This is a genomic window from Bacillus sp. FSL E2-8900, assembly GCF_037966225.1.
GTDB classification, from domain to species: domain Bacteria; phylum Bacillota; class Bacilli; order Bacillales; family Bacillaceae_G; genus Bacillus_A; species Bacillus_A cereus.
Genome location: NZ_CP150193.1, coordinates 5,045,277 through 5,064,026, shown reverse-complemented (window position 1 = coordinate 5,064,026; position 18,750 = coordinate 5,045,277). Strand labels below are relative to the sequence as shown.

Sequence of the window (18,750 nt, the reverse complement as noted above, 5' to 3'; positions counted from 1 at the left end):
GGACAAAAATTACCGATGGTCTTTTAAATATTATTAGATGGTATGTAGATTTCCTAAAATAAGTATGTTTCTATTTCCATAAAAATATGCTGTAATATGAAGAGGAAAAAGTATAAGTAGTTAGAGAAGTGAGGAATTAAAGGTGAAGAAGTTTAAGAAGTTTTACTTGGAGATTACGAGTGTATGTAATCTTGCGTGTAGCTTTTGTCCGCCGACGGAAAGGCAGAAGCAATTCATTTCTGTGGAGGATTTTGCTAAAAGATTAGACCAAATTAAACCTCACACAGACTACATTTATTTGCACGTGAAGGGTGAGCCGTTGCTCCATCCGAAAATAGATCAACTATTAGACTTAAGTCATGAAAAAGGGTTTAAAGTTAATATTACAACGAACGGAACGTTAATTAATAAGAGAAGACATAGGCTGTTAAATAAGCCTGCGTTAAGACAAATGAATTTTTCACTGCATAGTTTTGATGGACATCCAGGTTCGCAAGATAAAGAGGGCTATGTAAGGAGTATACTTTCCTTCATTAGGGAAGCGACAAGTCAATCAGATTTAATTGTATCGTTAAGGTTATGGAATTTATCTCAGGATAATAAAACAAATGCTGAAATCCAGAAAAATAGAGAGTTATTATCTATAATTGAAAATGAATTTGATCTATCTTATCAAATTGAAGAGAAGCTTACACCAGGAAAAGGTATAAAAATTGCAGAACGTGTCTTTATTAATCAAGACTATGAATTCCAGTGGCCAGCATTACATGAGGAAGAGGATGATGGGAAAGGATTCTGTCATGGACTTCGTAATCAAGCGGGTATTTTAGCGAATGGAACAGTTATTCCTTGTTGTTTAGATGGTGAAGGGATTATTAACCTTGGGAATATTAATAATGATTCATTTTCTAACATTATTGAAGGTGAAAGAGCAACAAACATTGTCGATGGATTTTCGAAAAGAGTTGCGGTTGAAGAACTTTGCAGGAAATGTGGATATCGCAAACGGTTTGGGAAGTAAATATGAAATAAGCCCTCATTAAAGCGAGGGCTTATTTTTTTATTCTTGATAAGAATGCTCTAATTCATCAATTAATGAACCAGCGTAAGAAACAGCTTTACGGATTGCATCTGGTTTTGACATATCTACTCCGGCATGTTTCATTAGTTCAAGTGGTTTCATTGTACCACCAGCACGAAGCACATCTAACCAGCGATCAATAGCAGGTTGTCTTTCCTCTTTAATCATTTGAGCTACTGCAGTGGATGCAGTGAGGCCTGCGGAATATGTATAAGCATATAGACCCATATAATAATGAGGTTGACGCATCCAAGTTAAGCCTGCACCTTCATCGATTTCTACAGAATCTCCCCAGAATGTCGATAGGACATTCGTTTTGATTTCAGTTAAAGTTGTAGCTGTAAGGGCCTGTCCTTCTTCTGCTAGAGTATATACTCTACGTTGATATTCACCCTCAAGTAAGTGAGTAACAAAGTTGTGATAATATGTGTCAAGTAGTTGCAGAATAACCCATCTGCGCATTCTCTTATCGTCAGTAGTCGCTAGTAAATGCTGAGCTAATAGTAATTCATTCATAGTTGATGGTGCTTCAACAAAGTACATAGATGGGCGTACGTTCATAATACGTTGATTTTTATTTGCTAAATAAAAATGACCAGCATGTCCAAATTCATGTGCTAATGTAAAGCATCCGCGCATCGTATTTTGCCATGTAATTAAAATATAGGGATGAGAGCCGTATGGACTTGAGCAAAATGCTCCTGTTGATTTACCTACGTTATCTGCAAGATCTACCCATCTTTCTTTGAATCCTTTTTCGATTATGGAACTATATTCATCGCCTAATATTTTTAAAGAATCTTGAATGAGCGTGCCTGCGTCTTCATAAGTAATCGACGGATTAAATTCGGGATCTAAAGGTGCATGTAAGTCACAGAAAAGCATTTGATCGAGTCCTAATACTTTCCTTTTTAAATCTGCAAAACGGCGCATATGAGGTGCTAGTTCTTTATAAATAATATCAAGTTGGTTGTTATACATTTCAAGTGGAACCTTTTGTGGTTCTAATAGCATATGGGTAACAGATTCATATTTACGTAAACGAGAAAGTGTTACTTGTTTTTTTACTTCAGTAGCATATGTTGTGGCAATTGTATTTTTATATCGTTTTAGTGTGGAAACAAATGATGAATATGCTTTTCGACGTATATATGTGCTTGGAGAAAATTCATATTTGCTTTCAACTAATGAGAATGAAACAGGAAGTTCGTTTCCTTGTTCGTCTTGTATAGAAGTGAAATCCATATCGGCCAATTTAGTCATGCCGTAAATTTTGTATGGAGAACTATGAACTTCGCCAAGTGCAGCAAGTGCTTCTTCTGTTTCAGGAGAGAGTGTGTGCTGTCTTTTTTGTAGTATTTCTAGTAACGATTTACGGAAAGGTTCAAGTTTTGTTTCTTCAGTTAAATATTTTTCAATTGTTCCTTCGTCGAATGAGAGGATTTCATTATGAATAAAGGATAGTGCAGTATGTACTTTCGTCCATAAAGCAGAAATTTTGGAAGAGTTCGCTTGAATACTTGGATTTGTACGATCAGTAGATTCTTTTAAATTTGCATATGAGTATAGTTTTGTTAACGTCATTAAAAGCTCTTCTTCTAAAAGTAGGCAATTTAATAAAGTGTGGGAGCTAGTATGTAAATGCCCTTTAAATGAATCAAGTTTCTGTATATCATTTTCCAATGCGTTTAATGCAGCATGCCATTCGGCATCAGAATTATACAAATCGGATAAATCCCATGTTAGTTCAGCAGGTACCTCTGCGCGATTAAGGCGATTTTCCATTACATTTTTCAAGTCGTATCTCCTCCTTATTAAGACCATCTAAACACATAATACTAGAAAATTCAGTTAATTAAAATATTTTACATTTTTATATACAAAAAAGAAGGACAAGCATGAAAATGCTTGTCCTTCGAGTTAATTTAAGAATTAATATACTTTGTCACCATTGAAAATCGAGTTTTTCACGACAACATAATCTACAGTACGAATAGCGTCTAATTTTGTTCCGCCAGCGTAAGAGATAGAAGATTGAAGATCTTGTTCCATTTCGATTAACGTATCTTCTAAAGAACCTTTATGCTCAACGAACATTTTCTTACCTTCAACGTTTTTCTTCTCACCCTTTTGGAATTCAGAAGCAGAACCGAAGTATTCTTTATAAAGTTTGCCATCTCTTTCAATTGTTTCCCCTGGAGACTCTTCGTGACCAGCGAATAGAGAACCGATCATGACCATAGTTGCCCCAAATCGAATAGATTTAGCTACGTCGCCGTGTGTACGAATACCACCATCAGCGATAATTGGCTTACTTGCAGCTTTTGCACACCAGCGAAGTGCAGCTAGCTGCCAACCACCAGTTCCGAAGCCTGTTTTAATTTTAGTAATACAAACTTTACCAGGTCCAATACCAACTTTTGTTGCATCGGCACCAGCATTTTCTAATTCTCTTACCGCTTCTGGAGTTCCAACGTTTCCAGCGATAACGAAGCTCTCTGGTAAATGTTTTTTAATATGTTGAATCATGTTGATCACAGCATTAGAATGACCGTGTGCGATATCAATCGTGATATATTCAGGTGTAAGTTGCTCAGCAGCTAATTGTTGTACGAATTCATATTCGTCCTCTTTTACACCAACGCTGATAGAAGCGATTAATCCACGTGATTGCATATCTCTAATGAATGAGATTCGTTTCTCTGGTTGGAAACGATGCATGATATAAAAGTAGTTGTTCTCAGCTAAATAAGTTGCAATTCTTTCATCAATAATCGTTTGCATATTTGCAGGCACGACAGGTAATTTAAATTTATGTTTTCCTAAAGTGACAGTTGTATCACATTCAGAGCGGCTATTTACAATACATTTTGCAGGAATTAATTGAATATCTTCATAGTCAAATACGTTTTCCATCATTTACACCCCTAAAATACGAATATTTTATTTTTATTAATCAAAAATGTTCGTCCATAGGATAATTTACATTATTTTTATTAAGAAGTCAAAGGATTTCTTAACATTTTTTAAAAAAGTAGATTTTACATCTAAAAAAAAACGTTAAAAACGAATTTAAAACGTTTTTTTGTTTTTATTGTTCGTTTATGGGAAGGGTTGAAAAATTAAGATAATTATACAAGGTTGTATGTATTCTTTTTATTTTTTTGAGTGGATGTAGGATACTATAATAAGGTTAATGCTAACAATACGAGAAAAAGATGTTATCAAGTAGTTGAACAATATATGAAATGAAAAGGTTTATTTCTATATAAAAAGATGAATCTGGCATGATTCACCTTTTATGTGAGGTTTCAAGTATAATAAGTAGGGTGATAGTAACGTATACAAAAGATAAAAAAGAAAATAATACAGAATAAAATGAGGTTAATATATGAGTAAAAAAAGTTTTTCTGATTATAAATTAAGTAAGGAAATTGTAAGGGCACTTACTGGGTTAGGGTATGATCATCCAACGGAAGTACAAGGTGAGGTTATTCCAGTTGCATTACAAAAGAAGGATCTTGTTGTGAAATCCCAGACTGGAAGTGGAAAAACAGCTTCATTTGGTATTCCACTTTGTGAAATGGTGGAGTGGGAAGAGAATAAACCACAAGCATTAGTTTTAACACCAACGAGAGAGCTTGCGGTACAGGTAAAAGAAGATATTACAAATATAGGTCGATTCAAAAGGATTAAGGCTGCGGCAGTTTATGGGAAATCTCCATTTGCACGTCAAAAATTAGAATTAAAGCAAAAGACACATATTGTAGTTGGGACTCCTGGTCGTGTGTTGGATCATATTGAGAAGGGTACCCTTTCTTTAGAGTGTTTGAAGTATTTAGTTATTGATGAAGCAGATGAGATGCTAAATATGGGCTTTATCGATCAAGTAGAGGCAATTATTGATGAATTACCTACAAAAAGAATGACAATGTTATTTTCAGCAACACTTCCAGAAGATGTTGAGAAATTGTCTCGTACATATATGAATTCACCAACTCATATTGAAATTAAAGCGGCTGGGATTACGACGGATAAAATTGAACATACTCTTTTTGAGGTGATAGAAGACGAGAAGCTTTCACTACTTAAAGATGTAACAACGATTGAGAATCCTGATAGCTGTATTATTTTCTGCCGTACACAAGAAAATGTAGATCATGTATATAGACAATTAAAACGAGCTAACTATCCTTGTGACAAAATACATGGTGGTATGGTACAAGAAGATCGTTTTGAAGTCATGGATGATTTTAGAAAAGGAAAATTCCGTTATTTAGTAGCAACAGATGTAGCTGCGAGAGGAATTGATATTGATAATATTACACATGTTATTAATTATGATATTCCACTTGAAAAAGAAAGCTATGTACATCGTACTGGAAGAACGGGACGAGCTGGAAATAGTGGAAAAGCTATTACATTTATAACACCATATGAAAATAGATTTTTAGAAGAGATTGAGGAGTATATTGGATTTGAAATTCCAAAGGCAATTGGACCTTCAAAAGAAGAAGTTATGAAAGAGAAAGCTGCATTTGAAGAAAAGATACATGCTAAACCAATTATAAAGAAAGATAAAAATGCAGACATCAACAAAGGCATTATGAAGCTGTACTTTAATGGCGGGAAGAAAAAGAAAATTAGGGCGGTAGATTTCGTCGGTACAATTGCTAAAATTAAAGGTGTTACAGCAGAAGATATAGGCATTATTACGATACAGGATAATGTTTCTTACGTTGAAATATTAAATGGAAAAGGACCACTTGTCTTGAAAGTCATGAAGACTACAACGATTAAAGGGAAACAACTAAAAGTTCATGAAGCAATTAAGTAAATAAAAAACTATCCACTTTAATAGGTGGATAGTTTTTTATTTATGATTCTTTTAAATCATCCACTAGTTGCTCCGCTAAACGTCTATACATATTACTCATAGTCACGAAGGATGTTAGTAGTAGAAATTTTTCTAGCTTTGTATCTTCTAAGGAAGAAATCTCATTTACTTCTGTAACACGGTTATTTACGTCTTGTTTAAAGCTTTCGACATTGCTTTCAGTAAGAGCAAGATAATTTTTGTATAACGTATTTAATTCGAATGAATCATCATTTAATAAGGAGTCATTTATAGTTTCTAATGAACTTTTTATGTCGTTAATGGAGAGAGCTCCCTTTAATTGATAAATTAGGCTAATTAAAATCATATGCTCTTTTGAATACTTTTTATTTTTGATGGGGATGAATAGTTTTCCTTTTGCGTAATTATTAATCATCGTTTTGGTTAATACTTTTTCATCATCAGTTCTCGTTGTATCTGCATAAGTATTCTCAAATAGTTGAACAACTTGATCTACATATAAGTCAACATTTGGAATATCCTCAAGTTTAATGTTTTTTTCTAAATGCAATGTCTCAAGTAATTCATTTATATTTTCCACGTAGAATCCCTCACTTTTATAACTTAGTGGAACTTAATGTTTAATATATCTTTAAATATGGTATTACGAAACAAATGAATTGTAAATGTTGACCTTAAAAAGAAATGTGTATATAATTACATGTAGTTATTAAAACTACATGTAATTATATGAGGGGTGTTATTATGAATGCTTATGTAAGGGAACCAGTTAATGCATTTACTCACTTAGGTGGAGCGATATTATCATTTATTGCCTTATTAGCTATGCTTGTGAAAGTTTCTATCAAGATGCCATCATTTGCTGCAATTACAGCTGTTATTTTGTTTGGTATTGGAATGATGGTCCTTTATACGGCGTCAGCTGTGTATCATAGTGTTGTGGCCAATGAACGTGTTATTTACTTCTTTAGGAAGCTAGATCATTCTATGATTTTTATATTAATTGCAGGTACATATGCACCCTTTTGCTTAATTACATTAAATTCAGCAAGTGGTTTACTATTATTTTGTTTAGTCTATGCAACTGCGATTTGTGGCATTGTATTTAAAATGTTTTGGTTTAATTGTCCAAGATGGTTATCGACAGCAATTTATATTACGATGGGTTGGTTAATTGTGTTATTCTTTGCACCGTTAGCTGAGAATTTAAGTACAGGAGGCATTATTTTCTTAGTACTTGGGGGCATTTTTTATACAATTGGTGGATTTATTTATGGAACAAAGCCAAAATGGTTAGAGTTTAAATATATGGGGCATCATGAAATTTTTCATGTTTTTGTATTATTAGGTAGTCTTGCGCATTTTCTAAGTGTATATTGTTATGTAATTTAATAAAAAAACGCCACATAATAAAAATTATGTGGCGTTTTTTTATTAACTGATTAGAATCGTATATGTTATAAAATTATTATGGGATAAAATGTAAGTTTCTGTGTTCGCATGTTAAACATAGGATAAGAAATATGTGATATACTTTGAGAAGTTTATAATGAATGAAATATGGAGGACTATAATTATGGCAATACTTGTAACAGGTGGAGCAGGATATATTGGTAGTCATACATGTGTAGAATTACTAAATAGCGGTTACGAAGTTATAGTAGTGGATAACCTTTCGAATAGCTCGGTAGAATCTATAAATCGAGTGAAAGAAATAACAGGAAAACAATTTAAGTTTTATAAAGAAGATGTTTTAAATCGCGAAGCGCTTGACGCAATTTTTGAAGAAAATGCAATTGAAGCAGTTATTCACTTTGCAGGATTTAAAGCTGTAGGGGAGTCAGTAGCGATTCCATTAACATATTATCATAACAACATTACAAGCACGTTAGTGCTATGTGAAGTAATGCAGAAACATAATGTAAAGAAGATAATCTTTAGTTCATCTGCAACTGTATATGGTATCCCGGAAACGTCACCGATTACGGAGGAGTTTCCATTAAGTGCAACAAATCCATATGGTCAAACGAAATTAATGATTGAGCAAATTATGCGTGATGTAGCATTTGCAGATGCAGAATGGAGTATCGCGTTACTTCGCTATTTCAATCCATTTGGTGCACACGAAAGTGGGCGTATCGGAGAAGATCCAAATGGAATCCCAAATAACTTAATGCCATATGTAACGCAAGTAGCGGTAGGTAAGTTAAAAGAATTAAGCGTATTCGGAAATGACTATCCAACGAAAGATGGAACAGGAGTCCGTGATTACATCCATGTTGTGGACTTAGCAAATGGTCACGTAAAGGCGCTTGAGAAAGTACTGAGTACAACGGGAGTAGATGCTTATAACCTGGGCACAGGTATGGGCTATAGTGTACTAGAGATGGTTGAAGCGTTTGAAAAAGTTTCGGGTAAGAAAGTTCCTTATAAAATTACAGAGCGTCGCCCAGGTGATGTGGCAGTATGTTTTGCTGATGCATCGAAAGCAAAGCGTGAATTAGGCTGGGAGGCAACACGCGGATTAGAAGAAATGTGTGCAGATTCTTGGAAATGGCAATCAAATAATAAAAATGGCTATTTAGAAGTTTAATGATGAATATAAAAAAATGACCTTTGCATAAAAGCAAGAGGTCATTTTTTATTAATTTTATTAGCGAACCTAGAAAAGAACGTTCGCTGTTTTAAATGATGTGATTTTACAATATCTTATGCTAGAAGGTAGTAGAATGAGATAGAGGAATGTATTATTTTATTAATTTTTTATAGAAATTGAAAGCGTATTATTGAAAAGTATTCCAACACTTGTATCATTGCTAGAGTCCGTTTATAATCAAGGAATCCTAGTTCATGTTTTAATAGGATTATTTATTATTGAAAGCGTTTTAAGTTCGCTCCTTTTTGAGGTAGGAGGTCTGACTTATTTGGATGAAAAATTATGTATGTAGTTTTAAATGGGAAGAAAAATAATATAAGTATCACTTTATAGTGTGGGGAGGTTAAAAGTGTGAAAGGTAAAGATTTTCACACGAATATATATGGGTTATGTAGGATTATTACTTTCAGGGGCAGCTTTATTTTTAAATAGTCTTGTTATATTAGGGAAAGCAGAGATGAAAAGTGCGGGTGTTTTTAATTTATTTGTGGGTGCACTACAAATTATTATTCCGTTTTATTTGATCATGATTTCTGACCAAAGCAATTGGACAGTGTATTCATATGCGGCTACTTTCTTATTTGGATTAACTTATTTATATGTAGGTGTTACTTTTATAAAAGGAATGGATAGTAGTGGTCTAGGATGGTTTTGTATTTGGGTAGCAATTATAGCCTTATTCTATATGGTTGTTTCATTTGTTCAATTCCATGATGTTGTTAATGCGTTAACGTGGTTTATGTGGGCATTACTTTGGTATTTATTCTTTGTATTAAATACACAAAAGAAGAACATTAATCAATATCTTGGAAGGATTGCCTTCGTACAATCATGGGTAACATTGACTTTACCTTCACTCTTTTATTTTATGGGAGTGTGGGGAGAGGGATTTGTATATGAACTATGGGTTTATGTATCAGTAATTTCTATTTTGTACTTCTGTTATTGTATTTATAAATATCGAGTACGTTAATATATTTTCTGTAGAAAAGCATGGAATCGTTAAACGAATTCCATGCTTTTTATATGTTGGCACTTATAATAGAGAGGTAGTATTTTACAATTTGCTAAAATGGGGATGATGAAGTTGAAAAAAGTATTGGTGCTAGGGGGAACAAGATTTTTTGGTAAACATTTAGTAGAAGCACTTTTGCAAGAGGGGCACGATGTAACGATTGCGACGAGGGGAGTTACTGAAGATTCTTTTGGTAGCGCAGTAAAAAGAATAATTATTGATAGAGAAGATGGAAAGCTACTAGAAAAGCGTCTAGAAGGAAAAAGTTATGATATTGTATACGATAATTTATGCTATAGCTCGAATGCAGCGAAGATAATATGTGAAGTGTTACGAGGGAAAACGAAGAAATATGTTATGACATCTTCAATGGCCGTCTATGAACCTGCCCTAAGCTTATCAGAAGAAGACTTTAATCCGTACGATTATGCAATCGCGTATGGAGATAGGAATGACTTCAATTATGGTGAAGGAAAGAGATTAGCTGAAGCCGTTGTATTTCAACAAGCAACATTCCCAGTTGTTGCAGTTCGTTTTCCAGTTGTTATTGGAGAAAACGATTATACGAAAAGGTTACAATTTTACGTTGAATGTATTGTGAACCAAAAACCTATCGTTGTGGATCATGTAGATGGAACTTTGTCATTTATACATGAAAAAGAGGCAGGAGAGTTTCTAGCTTGGTGCGGAATGGAAAATGTGAAAGGGCCAATTAACGCCTGTAGTAACGGGGTAGTTTCTACGGAAGAAATTATTCATTTCATAGAAGAGAAGACAGGAATAAAAGCACTCATTCAGAAAGCTGGGGAAAATATAGCTCCTTATAATGAGGTAACTAACTGTACATTACATAATGGAAAGGCTCGTGAATTCGGATTTTTGTTCCGAGAGCTGAAACTAGAAATGAAAAATGTTTTAAAACATTATATAAATACAATGAAGTAATCATAAATCCCCCGGTGGCAATCCGGGGGATTCTGGAGGATTTCGACAATACTGATTTTACATTACCAAATTTACCTTATACGTACGACTAATGTTTTTGTGATTGAATTGCTTGTAAATACTTCTCGTTTACTTGGTCCCAGTTTACTGTATGCCACCAGTTGGTAACAAACTCTGGGCGCCTATTTTGATACTTTAAATAATAAGCATGTTCCCATACATCAATTACGAGTAAGGGGATTTTCCCTTCTTGCAAAGGCGTATCTTGATTTGGTGTACTCATAACAGAGAGTTCCTCACCGTCAAGAACAAGCCATCCATAGCCACTTCCAAAACGACTAATAGCTGCTTTGGAAAGTTGATCTTTTAAGTTGTCAAAGGTATTGAAATAATAATCAATTACTTTTGCAACGTCTCCATTAGGCTCACCGCCACCTCGTGGGCTCATCACTTCCCAAAAAAGACTATGACAATAGTGACCACCACCGTTATTTCGTACAGCTGTAACAATTTCCTTCGGTAAAGCATCTAAATTACATAGCAATTCTTCTAAAGATTTATTATGTAATTCAGTATAATTTTCTAAAGTAGCATTTAAATTGTTTACGTATGTCGCATGGTGCTTTCCATGATGAATGGAAAGTGTATTGCTATCAATATGTGGCTCTAGTTCATCATAGTCATATGAAAGCTTTGGCAATTGAAATGAAGACATAACATTACCTCCTTTCCACTTAAAAAGTTGGTCTAGGTAAAAATACTTTACCTGAGTCAAAAATACACCCATTTTCCATATAAGTCAATAGTAAGTCCATTAATTTTCTGAAAAATATTACAATAAAAGTAACACTCTCACTTTCATTTGTGACTCCTATCCTTTTTGCTTATACTGTAAAGTAGCAGGGTTTTGTTGAAATAGAAGGAGATTGTTTATGAGTAAAACGAAACAATTAATAGAGGAAGCAAGTAATTTTATTACGATTTGTTATAAGGAGCTTCATAAAGAACAATTGATAGAAGAACGTATAAAAGAAATTCAAATTGAGATAGAAAAGACAGGGACATATGAGCATACATTTGAAGAACTTGTTCATGGTTCACGAATGGCATGGCGTAACAGTAATAGATGTATTGGAAGACTATTTTGGAGTAAGATGCACATATTAGATGCGCGCGAAGTAAATGATGAAGAGGGTGTATATAATGCATTAATTCATCATATTAAATATGCAACGAACGACGGGAAAGTTAAACCAACCATTACGATTTTTAAGCAATATCAAGGTGAGGAAAATAATATAAGAATTTATAATCACCAATTGATTCGATATGCAGGATATAAAACAGAAACGGGAGTGATTGGTGATTCTCATTCCGCTACATTTACGGGCTTTTGTCAGGGGCTTGGTTGGCAAGGAGAAGGTACGAATTTCGATGTATTGCCACTTGTGTTCTCTATAAACGGGAAGGCGCCTACATATAAAGAAATTCCGAGAGAAGAAGTAAAAGAAGTGCCAATTGAACACCCAGAATACCCTATTTCATCACTTGGAGTAAAATGGTATGGTGTTCCAATGATTTCAGATATGCGTTTAGAAATTGGTGGTATTTCTTATACAGCCGCTCCGTTCAATGGATGGTATATGGGAACAGAAATTGGGGCGCGTAACTTAGCAGATCATGATCGTTATAATTTACTTCCGGCTGTTGCGGAGATGATGGATTTAGATACATCGAGAAACGGTACCTTATGGAAAGATAAGGCGCTAATTGAGTTGAATATTGCCGTACTACACTCCTTTAAAAAACAAGGAGTTAGTATTGTTGATCACCATACTGCTGCACAACAATTTCAGCAATTTGAGAAGCAAGAAGCTGCTTGTGGTCGTGTTGTAACAGGTAATTGGGTATGGCTTATTCCGCCATTATCTCCAGCTACCACTCACATTTATCATAAACCGTATCCGAATGAAATTTTGAAGCCAAATTTCTTTCATAAATAATATTTAGTGTAGGTTTTTTCTGTGAAATATAATTTTTTTTAATTACTGTTATGTAGCAAATGGAAGCCTTTACTCTCGGTTATTTTTGGAAGAGGCTTTTTGAACCAAGGAGTACCTTATGTTATAATCAAATTTCTGTTTCGAAGACCTTATAGAAATATAAGGTCTTTTGTTTTGCTTTTTTATGTAAGAGGAAGAGGATTTTTCTTTTTAATAAGGGATTTGGCATATTTTTAGGGACAACATAAGTATGTGGGAAGTCGATAAAATGTTATGCATATATAATTATTATGTTTTGGGTTTAAACAATAAAACATAATAAAGTTGTTTTTTTTGATTGCTGAGGAAGGAGGAAGTATAAATGAGGATGAAGAGTCGAAAAACTGATTGGCCTGTATTTATTATTAGTGGTGGTTCACTTTTATTATTTGTAATTGCAGTTTTTTTGAACAAGGATTATGTAGAGAGTGCGATTAATAAAAGTTTCGCTTTTTCAATTAAATATTTCGGTGCCTTCTGGCAAGTTTTATTATTAGGTACATTTATTGTTGCGATGTGTATGGCTTTCTCCAAATATGGGAGAGTTAAGCTTGGGGGATTAGAAAAACCTGAGATTAGTACGGCAAAATGGCTTGCTATTATTATGTCTACATTACTTGCTGGAGGTGGCGTTTTTTGGGCAGCAGCAGAGCCAATGTATCATTTGATGACGGTGCCACCAATACATGATGGTATATCTGCTGGAACGAAAGAAGCAGTCATGCCTGCTTTAGCACAAAGTTATATGCATTGGGGATTTTTAGCATGGACGATTTTAGGTACAATTAGTGCGGTAGTTATGATGTATGGACATTATCATAAAGATATGCCGCTAAAACCTCGAACACTTTTATATCCTATTTTTGGGGAAAAATTAAGAAAGAGCCTGCTTGGAACGATAATTGATGCAGCTGCAATTATTGCAGTAGCTGCAGGTACAATTGGCCCAATTGGATTTTTAGGTTTACAAGCAAGTTATGGATTACAAGAATTATTTGGAGTTTCTGATGTGTTTACTACTCAATTAGCAATTATTGTTTGTGTGGTGGCCGTGTCTACCATATCGGCAGTAACAGGTATTGATAAAGGGATTCAAATTATAAGTAATTTAAATGTTAGATTAGCAATTGTGTTAATGGCATTCATATTACTATTTGGGCCAGGTGGATTTATTATTGATTCGTTTGTTTCTTCGTTTGGATTTTATGTAAATGAGTTTATACCGATGAGCACATACCGTGGTGATACAAGTTGGTTAGGATCTTGGACAATCTTTTTCTGGGGATGGTTTATTGGATACGGACCAATGATGGCAATTTTAGTGAGTCGAATTTCAAGAGGGAGAACGATTCGAGAAATCATCGTTGCAATTGGAATTATCGCACCTATTATTACAACATTTTGGTTTACTATATTAGGTGGATCAGGCGTGTTTTATGAGTTGATGAATCCTGGGTCTATCTCGGACGCATTAAGTGAATCTGGTATGCCGGCAGCTATGATTGCAATTACAGGGCAATTGCCACTTTCTAATATTATTGGACCAGCATTTCTTTTATTAACAATTTTATTTGTAGTGACAACAGGAGATTCAATGGCGTATTCCATTTCAATGGCAGTGACTGGAGACGGAGATCCTAGAATTAGTTTGCGAATTTTTTGGTCGCTTATTATGGGCGCAGTTGCAGCAATTCTTTTATATATGGGTGAAGGAAGTATTAATGCGCTACAATCGTTTATCGTGGTGACGGCAGTTCCGGTATCAATTTTGTTATTCCCAATGCTATGGTTAGCGCCTAAAGTTGCGGGAGAATTAGCATTAAAACAAGGTATTGTAAAAGAAGAAGATAAAACTGCATTCTTATTTCAGAAGGCTAGTAAATCAAAATAAATAAAAACGTAAAAGAGGAAGCATCTTAAATGAGATGCTTCCTCTTTTACGTTTAATCTAATACTTTTCCCTTTGTTTCTGGTACACATAGTAGCATTGTAATTAACCCGATTGGGTAGATGATAAAAATCAAGGACAATGCTCCAAGTAGGTTGCCACCTGTAGCAAGTAAGCCGATAATAACAGGCCCCAATCCAGCTAACCCACGTCCTGTACCGAAAATAAAGTTTTCGGCGGTAGAGCGAGCTTCAGCAGGATAGTTTTCAGCTAAAATTGCTCCAAATCCTCCCATCATTCCATTTGCAAAGAATCCAAGCAATGCACTTCCCCATAATAATAATGTTGAATCTGTGAATAAGAAGAAGTAAATGAGACAGTATACTGTACCGCCAATATAATAGATTGCAAAAGTTTTACGGCGACCAATTTTATCAGCTAGAATACCAAAGATTGCAATTCCAATTAGCATACCGATGGTAGAAATGAACATCCAGCCACTTGCTTTTGCTAATGTATAGTTATATTTATTTGCTAAAATAGTGGGCATCCATGTGAAGATTCCGTAATATCCGAAGTTTTGGATGAACGACATAATAATAAGACCAATTGTTGTAATTGTTACTTTTTTATTGGCAAATAACTTTCGAAGTGGAAATTTTTTTATATGTTTTAGTTGTTCTGCTTCAGTAGTTGTTAATTTACCTGCAGCTTCTTTTTGCAATAGTTCCTTTTTGTAGCGTTGTTTTTGCTCCCATATTTTCGGTTCACTTAAACTTTTACGGACATAGACAGCTAGTAAAGCTGGAATTAATCCAAATAAGAAAACGGCTCTCCATCCAAAGTGTGGGACAATAAATGCTGGAAGGAGTGAAGCAATCAGTACACCAAATTGCCATCCAAGTGCAACAACAGATGTCGCTTTAGCGCGCATTTCTTTAGACCATGTTTCTGTTACGATGGCCATTCCGATTCCGAATTCACCACCAACTCCCATTCCAACTAAAAAGCGCAGAATTAATAATTGCCAGTAGTCTGTTGCGAAATAAATGAGTGCGGTTGCTAGTGAAAACAGTAAGATTGTGAAGGCCATTGTACGAATACGGCCAAATAAATCAGCAATAAATCCAAATAAATAAGAACCAATTAACATTCCTATTGTGGTAGCTAAAGTTAAGTTTCCACCTTCAACAGGACTTAAGTGAAACTCTTTTAAAATATAGACAAGTACGAAAGATAATAGCAACATATCTAAACCTTCTGCTGCATATCCTAGCGCAGAACCAAATAATGTTTTATATCTTTTCGCTTTTGTCTCCTCTGTTGTTTGTTGTACATCAGTAGTGACGTTCATTATTACTCCTCCTTATTTTCTACAGTCGCTATGGAAGAATAACAAAAGGCCTTCTCACCTGATATGATGAGAAGGCCAAAAAAGCATACGTATCCCCAAGAAAAGAACATACGTATATTGTATTCCGACTTCCTTCTCAACCTCACGGGGTTGGGTTAAAGGACTGTATTATATTACTTTATTTTTAGCACTCTTCTATATGTATTGTCAAATAAAGAGGAAGTTATTATGTGTAAAATATTTCAAAAAACATTTCGTTCTTCTTGACGCCGACTTCATTATTTTCCCATAATAAAACTAACTAAATAAAAAGGAATGAATCAAAGATGCTAAATTTAGTACTCATGATGATTGAACGAGTCGGACTTATAGTTATTTTAGGATTTTTACTCTCTCATATTAAAACTTTCAGACGCCTCCTTCATAAACAGGATGGCTATGTAGATAAGCTTAAGCTTATTTGTATTTTTTCGGTATTTACAATTGTAAGCAATTACACTGGGATTGAAATAGCAGGAAATACGATTATGAATGAAAATTGGTTACAAGGTGTTTCATCATCGAGTACCATTGCAAATACACGTATTATGGGTGTTGGAATTAGTGGATTGCTTGGTGGTCCTATCGTCGGAATTGGGGTAGGATCAATTGCTGGTATTCACCGTTATATGCTTGGAGGGACGACAGCTCTAAGTTGTGCAATCTCTTCAATTTTAGCAGGCGTTATAACTGGTTATATCGGATACATTTTTAAAAAATATAACCGTACAATTACCCCTAAGTTTTCAGCGATTTTAAGTGTTTTTATCGTTTCTTTAGAAATGATTATGATCCTATTAATTGTAGAGGATGGAATGAGCATTGTGAAAACAATTGCGATACCAATGATCCTTGTAAATAGTTTTGGAAGTTTTATTTTACTTTCTATGATACAAGCTATTTTGCGTCAGGAAGAGAACGCAAAGGCACTTCAGACTCATAAGGTATTACGTATTGCAGATAAAACGTTACCATATTTTCGCCAAGGCTTAACAGAAGAATCGTGTAAGCATGTGGCACAAATTATTCACCGCTTTACAGGAACAGATGCGGTATCCTTAACAGATACAGAGAAAATATTAGCTCATGTTGGATTAGCATCAGATCACCATATTCCGTCACATAGTTTAATAACTGGTTTGTCGAAAGAAGTGTTACACACAGGGAAAATAATGAAAGCAAAATCACGTGAGGTTATTAATTGTCAACATGAAGGCTGCCCTTTGCAAGCGGCGATTGTTATTCCACTAACTTCACATGGAAATACAATAGGGACATTAAAACTGTATTTCAAAAATCCTAACCAGTTAAGTCGTGTGGAAGAGGAATTAGCAGAAGGATTAGCAAAAATATTCTCTACACAACTTGAATTAGGTGAAGCTGAGTTGCAAAGTAAATTATTGCAAGATGCGGAAATAAAGGCATTACAAGCACAAATTAACCCGCATTTTTTATTTAATGCGATTAATACAGTATCAGCTTTATGCCGAACAGATGTAGAAAAAGCAAGGAAGTTATTATTACAGCTTAGCGTATATTTCCGATGTAATTTGCAAGGGGCACGTCAGTTATTGATTCCACTAGAACAAGAATTAAACCATGTACAGGCATATTTATCCTTAGAACAAGCAAGGTTCCCAAATAAGTATGAGGTAAAGATGTATATTGAGGACGAGCTAAAGACAACTTTAGTACCACCATTTGTTCTTCAACTATTGGTTGAAAATGCATTGCGACACGCTTTTCCGAAGAAGCAACCAGTATGTGAAGTAGAAGTGCATGTTTTTGAAAAAGAGGGTATGGTTCATTTTGAAGTAAAAGATAATGGGCAGGGAATTGAGGAAGAACGTTTAGAACAATTAGGAAAGATGGTAGTTTCGTCAAAGAAAGGGACTGGAACAGCTTTATATAATATTAATGAACGTCTTATTGGATTATTTGGAAAAGAAACGATGCTTCATATCGAAAGTGAATTAAATGAGGGGACAGAGATTACTTTTGTTATTCCAAAAAAAGTAGGGGAGGAAGAGCAGATTGTTAAAAGTATTAGTAGTTGACGATGAAATGTTAGCACGTGATGAACTAAAGTATTTATTAGAGAGAACGAAAGAAGTTGAGATAATTGGTGAGGCTGATTGTGTGGAAGACGCATTAGAAGAACTAATGCAAAGTAGACCAGATATTGTGTTTTTAGATATTCAATTATCCGATGATAACGGATTTGAAATCGCCAATATATTAAAGAAGATGAAAAATCCACCTGCAATTGTATTTGCTACTGCCTATGATCAATATGCACTGCAAGCATTTGAAGTAGATGCGTTAGACTACATTTTAAAACCATTTGATGAAGAGCGTATTGTGCAGACATTAAAGAAGTATAAAAAACAAAAACAATCGCAAATAGAAACGAAGCACGAAATAAAGGGGACAGATGTAACAGTAGAGATGCATAAATTAGCATTACCAATTGAAGAATCAATCGTACTTGTTAATATTGAAGATATTGTATATGTAGGACTTGTGGACGGAAAAGTGACAGTAAAAACAATGAGGGAAACATATGTAACACACGATACACTTGTGATTTTGGAAAAGAAGTTGCCGCAAGTAAGTTTCATGCGTGTTCATCGTAGCTTTATTGCAAATATTAATCATATTACTGAAATTCAGCCATGGTTTAACTCTACTTATAATTTAATCATGAAAGAAGGATCAAAAGTACCTGTTAGTCGTACATATGCAAAAGAACTCAAGAAGCTGCTTCGTATTTAAGGAGCAGCTTTTGTATTTCATCCTTTTATATTTGTAACTGATTCTGTATATTTGACGCTCTGTTATGTAAACGCTTACTCGGGCGGTTATATCCTAT

At 34.5% G+C, this 18,750-nt stretch carries 15 protein-coding genes; 10 read left to right on the top strand and 5 right to left on the bottom strand.

The window, feature by feature from the left end:
• Window positions 1-142: 142 nt before the first annotated feature.
• Entirely contained in the window at window positions 143-1,021 is an 879-nt protein-coding gene (locus NST90_RS25910; RefSeq protein WP_025709643.1) for a radical SAM/SPASM domain-containing protein, read from the top strand.
• A 39-nt stretch (window positions 1,022-1,060) separates the two neighbouring features.
• On the opposite strand, the gene pepF is transcribed toward NST90_RS25910, so the two are convergent.
• A complete protein-coding gene (pepF, locus tag NST90_RS25905; protein WP_025709644.1) occupies window positions 1,061-2,878 on the bottom strand; it encodes an oligoendopeptidase F in 1,818 nt (605 codons plus the stop codon).
• 135 nt (window positions 2,879-3,013) lie between these two features.
• Window positions 3,014-3,997 (bottom strand): GMP reductase, encoded by a 984-nt coding sequence (gene guaC, locus NST90_RS25900; protein WP_000432447.1) that lies wholly within the window; start codon window positions 3,995-3,997, stop codon window positions 3,014-3,016.
• A gap of 475 nt (window positions 3,998-4,472) precedes the next feature.
• Here guaC and dbpA point away from each other — a divergent pair, with 475 nt between their 5' ends.
• Window positions 4,473-5,918 (top strand): ATP-dependent RNA helicase DbpA, encoded by a 1,446-nt coding sequence (dbpA, locus tag NST90_RS25895; RefSeq protein ID WP_000039350.1) that lies wholly within the window; start codon window positions 4,473-4,475, stop codon window positions 5,916-5,918.
• Between the two features lie 40 nt (window positions 5,919-5,958).
• On the opposite strand, the gene NST90_RS25890 is transcribed toward dbpA, so the two are convergent.
• Complete coding sequence (locus NST90_RS25890; RefSeq protein WP_000427879.1) at window positions 5,959-6,519, bottom strand: DUF1836 domain-containing protein; 561 nt, start codon at window positions 6,517-6,519, stop codon at window positions 5,959-5,961.
• 164 nt (window positions 6,520-6,683) lie between these two features.
• Between NST90_RS25890 and NST90_RS25885 the strand changes: the two genes are divergently transcribed.
• From NST90_RS25885 to NST90_RS25870, 4 genes are all read left to right on the top strand, one after another.
• Entirely contained in the window at window positions 6,684-7,331 is a 648-nt protein-coding gene (locus NST90_RS25885) for a hemolysin III family protein (RefSeq protein WP_000995363.1), read from the top strand.
• Between the two features lie 184 nt (window positions 7,332-7,515).
• The gene (gene galE / locus NST90_RS25880) at window positions 7,516-8,532 is read left to right on the top strand and encodes a UDP-glucose 4-epimerase GalE (protein WP_000996540.1); all 1,017 of its coding nucleotides are present in this window, start codon (window positions 7,516-7,518) and stop codon (window positions 8,530-8,532) included.
• Between the two features lie 445 nt (window positions 8,533-8,977).
• A complete protein-coding gene (locus NST90_RS25875; protein WP_000542569.1) occupies window positions 8,978-9,568 on the top strand; it encodes an AmiS/UreI family transporter in 591 nt (196 codons plus the stop codon).
• A gap of 99 nt (window positions 9,569-9,667) precedes the next feature.
• A complete protein-coding gene (locus tag NST90_RS25870; protein ID WP_002025132.1) occupies window positions 9,668-10,555 on the top strand; it encodes an NAD-dependent epimerase/dehydratase family protein in 888 nt (295 codons plus the stop codon).
• A gap of 88 nt (window positions 10,556-10,643) precedes the next feature.
• Here the strand turns inward: NST90_RS25870 and sodA are convergent, their stop codons facing one another.
• On the bottom strand, window positions 10,644-11,270 hold the full coding sequence (gene sodA, locus NST90_RS25865; protein WP_000094037.1) for a superoxide dismutase [Mn]: 627 nt from the start codon (window positions 11,268-11,270) through the stop codon (window positions 10,644-10,646).
• A gap of 217 nt (window positions 11,271-11,487) precedes the next feature.
• Here sodA and NST90_RS25860 point away from each other — a divergent pair, with 217 nt between their 5' ends.
• Entirely contained in the window at window positions 11,488-12,558 is a 1,071-nt protein-coding gene (locus NST90_RS25860) for a nitric oxide synthase oxygenase (RefSeq protein WP_025709645.1), read from the top strand.
• A gap of 361 nt (window positions 12,559-12,919) precedes the next feature.
• Window positions 12,920-14,488 carry a BCCT family transporter gene (locus NST90_RS25855; RefSeq protein WP_001242445.1) on the top strand — a complete coding sequence of 523 codons (1,569 nt, stop codon included), beginning with the start codon at window positions 12,920-12,922 and terminating at the stop codon, window positions 14,486-14,488.
• 52 nt (window positions 14,489-14,540) lie between these two features.
• Here the strand turns inward: NST90_RS25855 and NST90_RS25850 are convergent, their stop codons facing one another.
• On the bottom strand, window positions 14,541-15,839 hold the full coding sequence (locus NST90_RS25850; protein ID WP_046393132.1) for an MFS transporter: 1,299 nt from the start codon (window positions 15,837-15,839) through the stop codon (window positions 14,541-14,543).
• Between the two features lie 326 nt (window positions 15,840-16,165).
• Here NST90_RS25850 and lytS point away from each other — a divergent pair, with 326 nt between their 5' ends.
• Window positions 16,166-17,935, top strand: coding sequence for a two-component system sensor histidine kinase LytS (lytS, locus tag NST90_RS25845; protein ID WP_000933561.1), 1,770 nt, complete (start codon window positions 16,166-16,168; stop codon window positions 17,933-17,935).
• Window positions 17,913-18,653: a LytTR family DNA-binding domain-containing protein gene (locus NST90_RS25840; protein ID WP_000921843.1), complete on the top strand. Its 741-nt coding sequence runs from the start codon at window positions 17,913-17,915 to the stop codon at window positions 18,651-18,653. Before lytS ends, NST90_RS25840 begins: the two co-directional genes overlap by 23 nt.
• Window positions 18,654-18,750 lie beyond the last annotated feature (97 nt).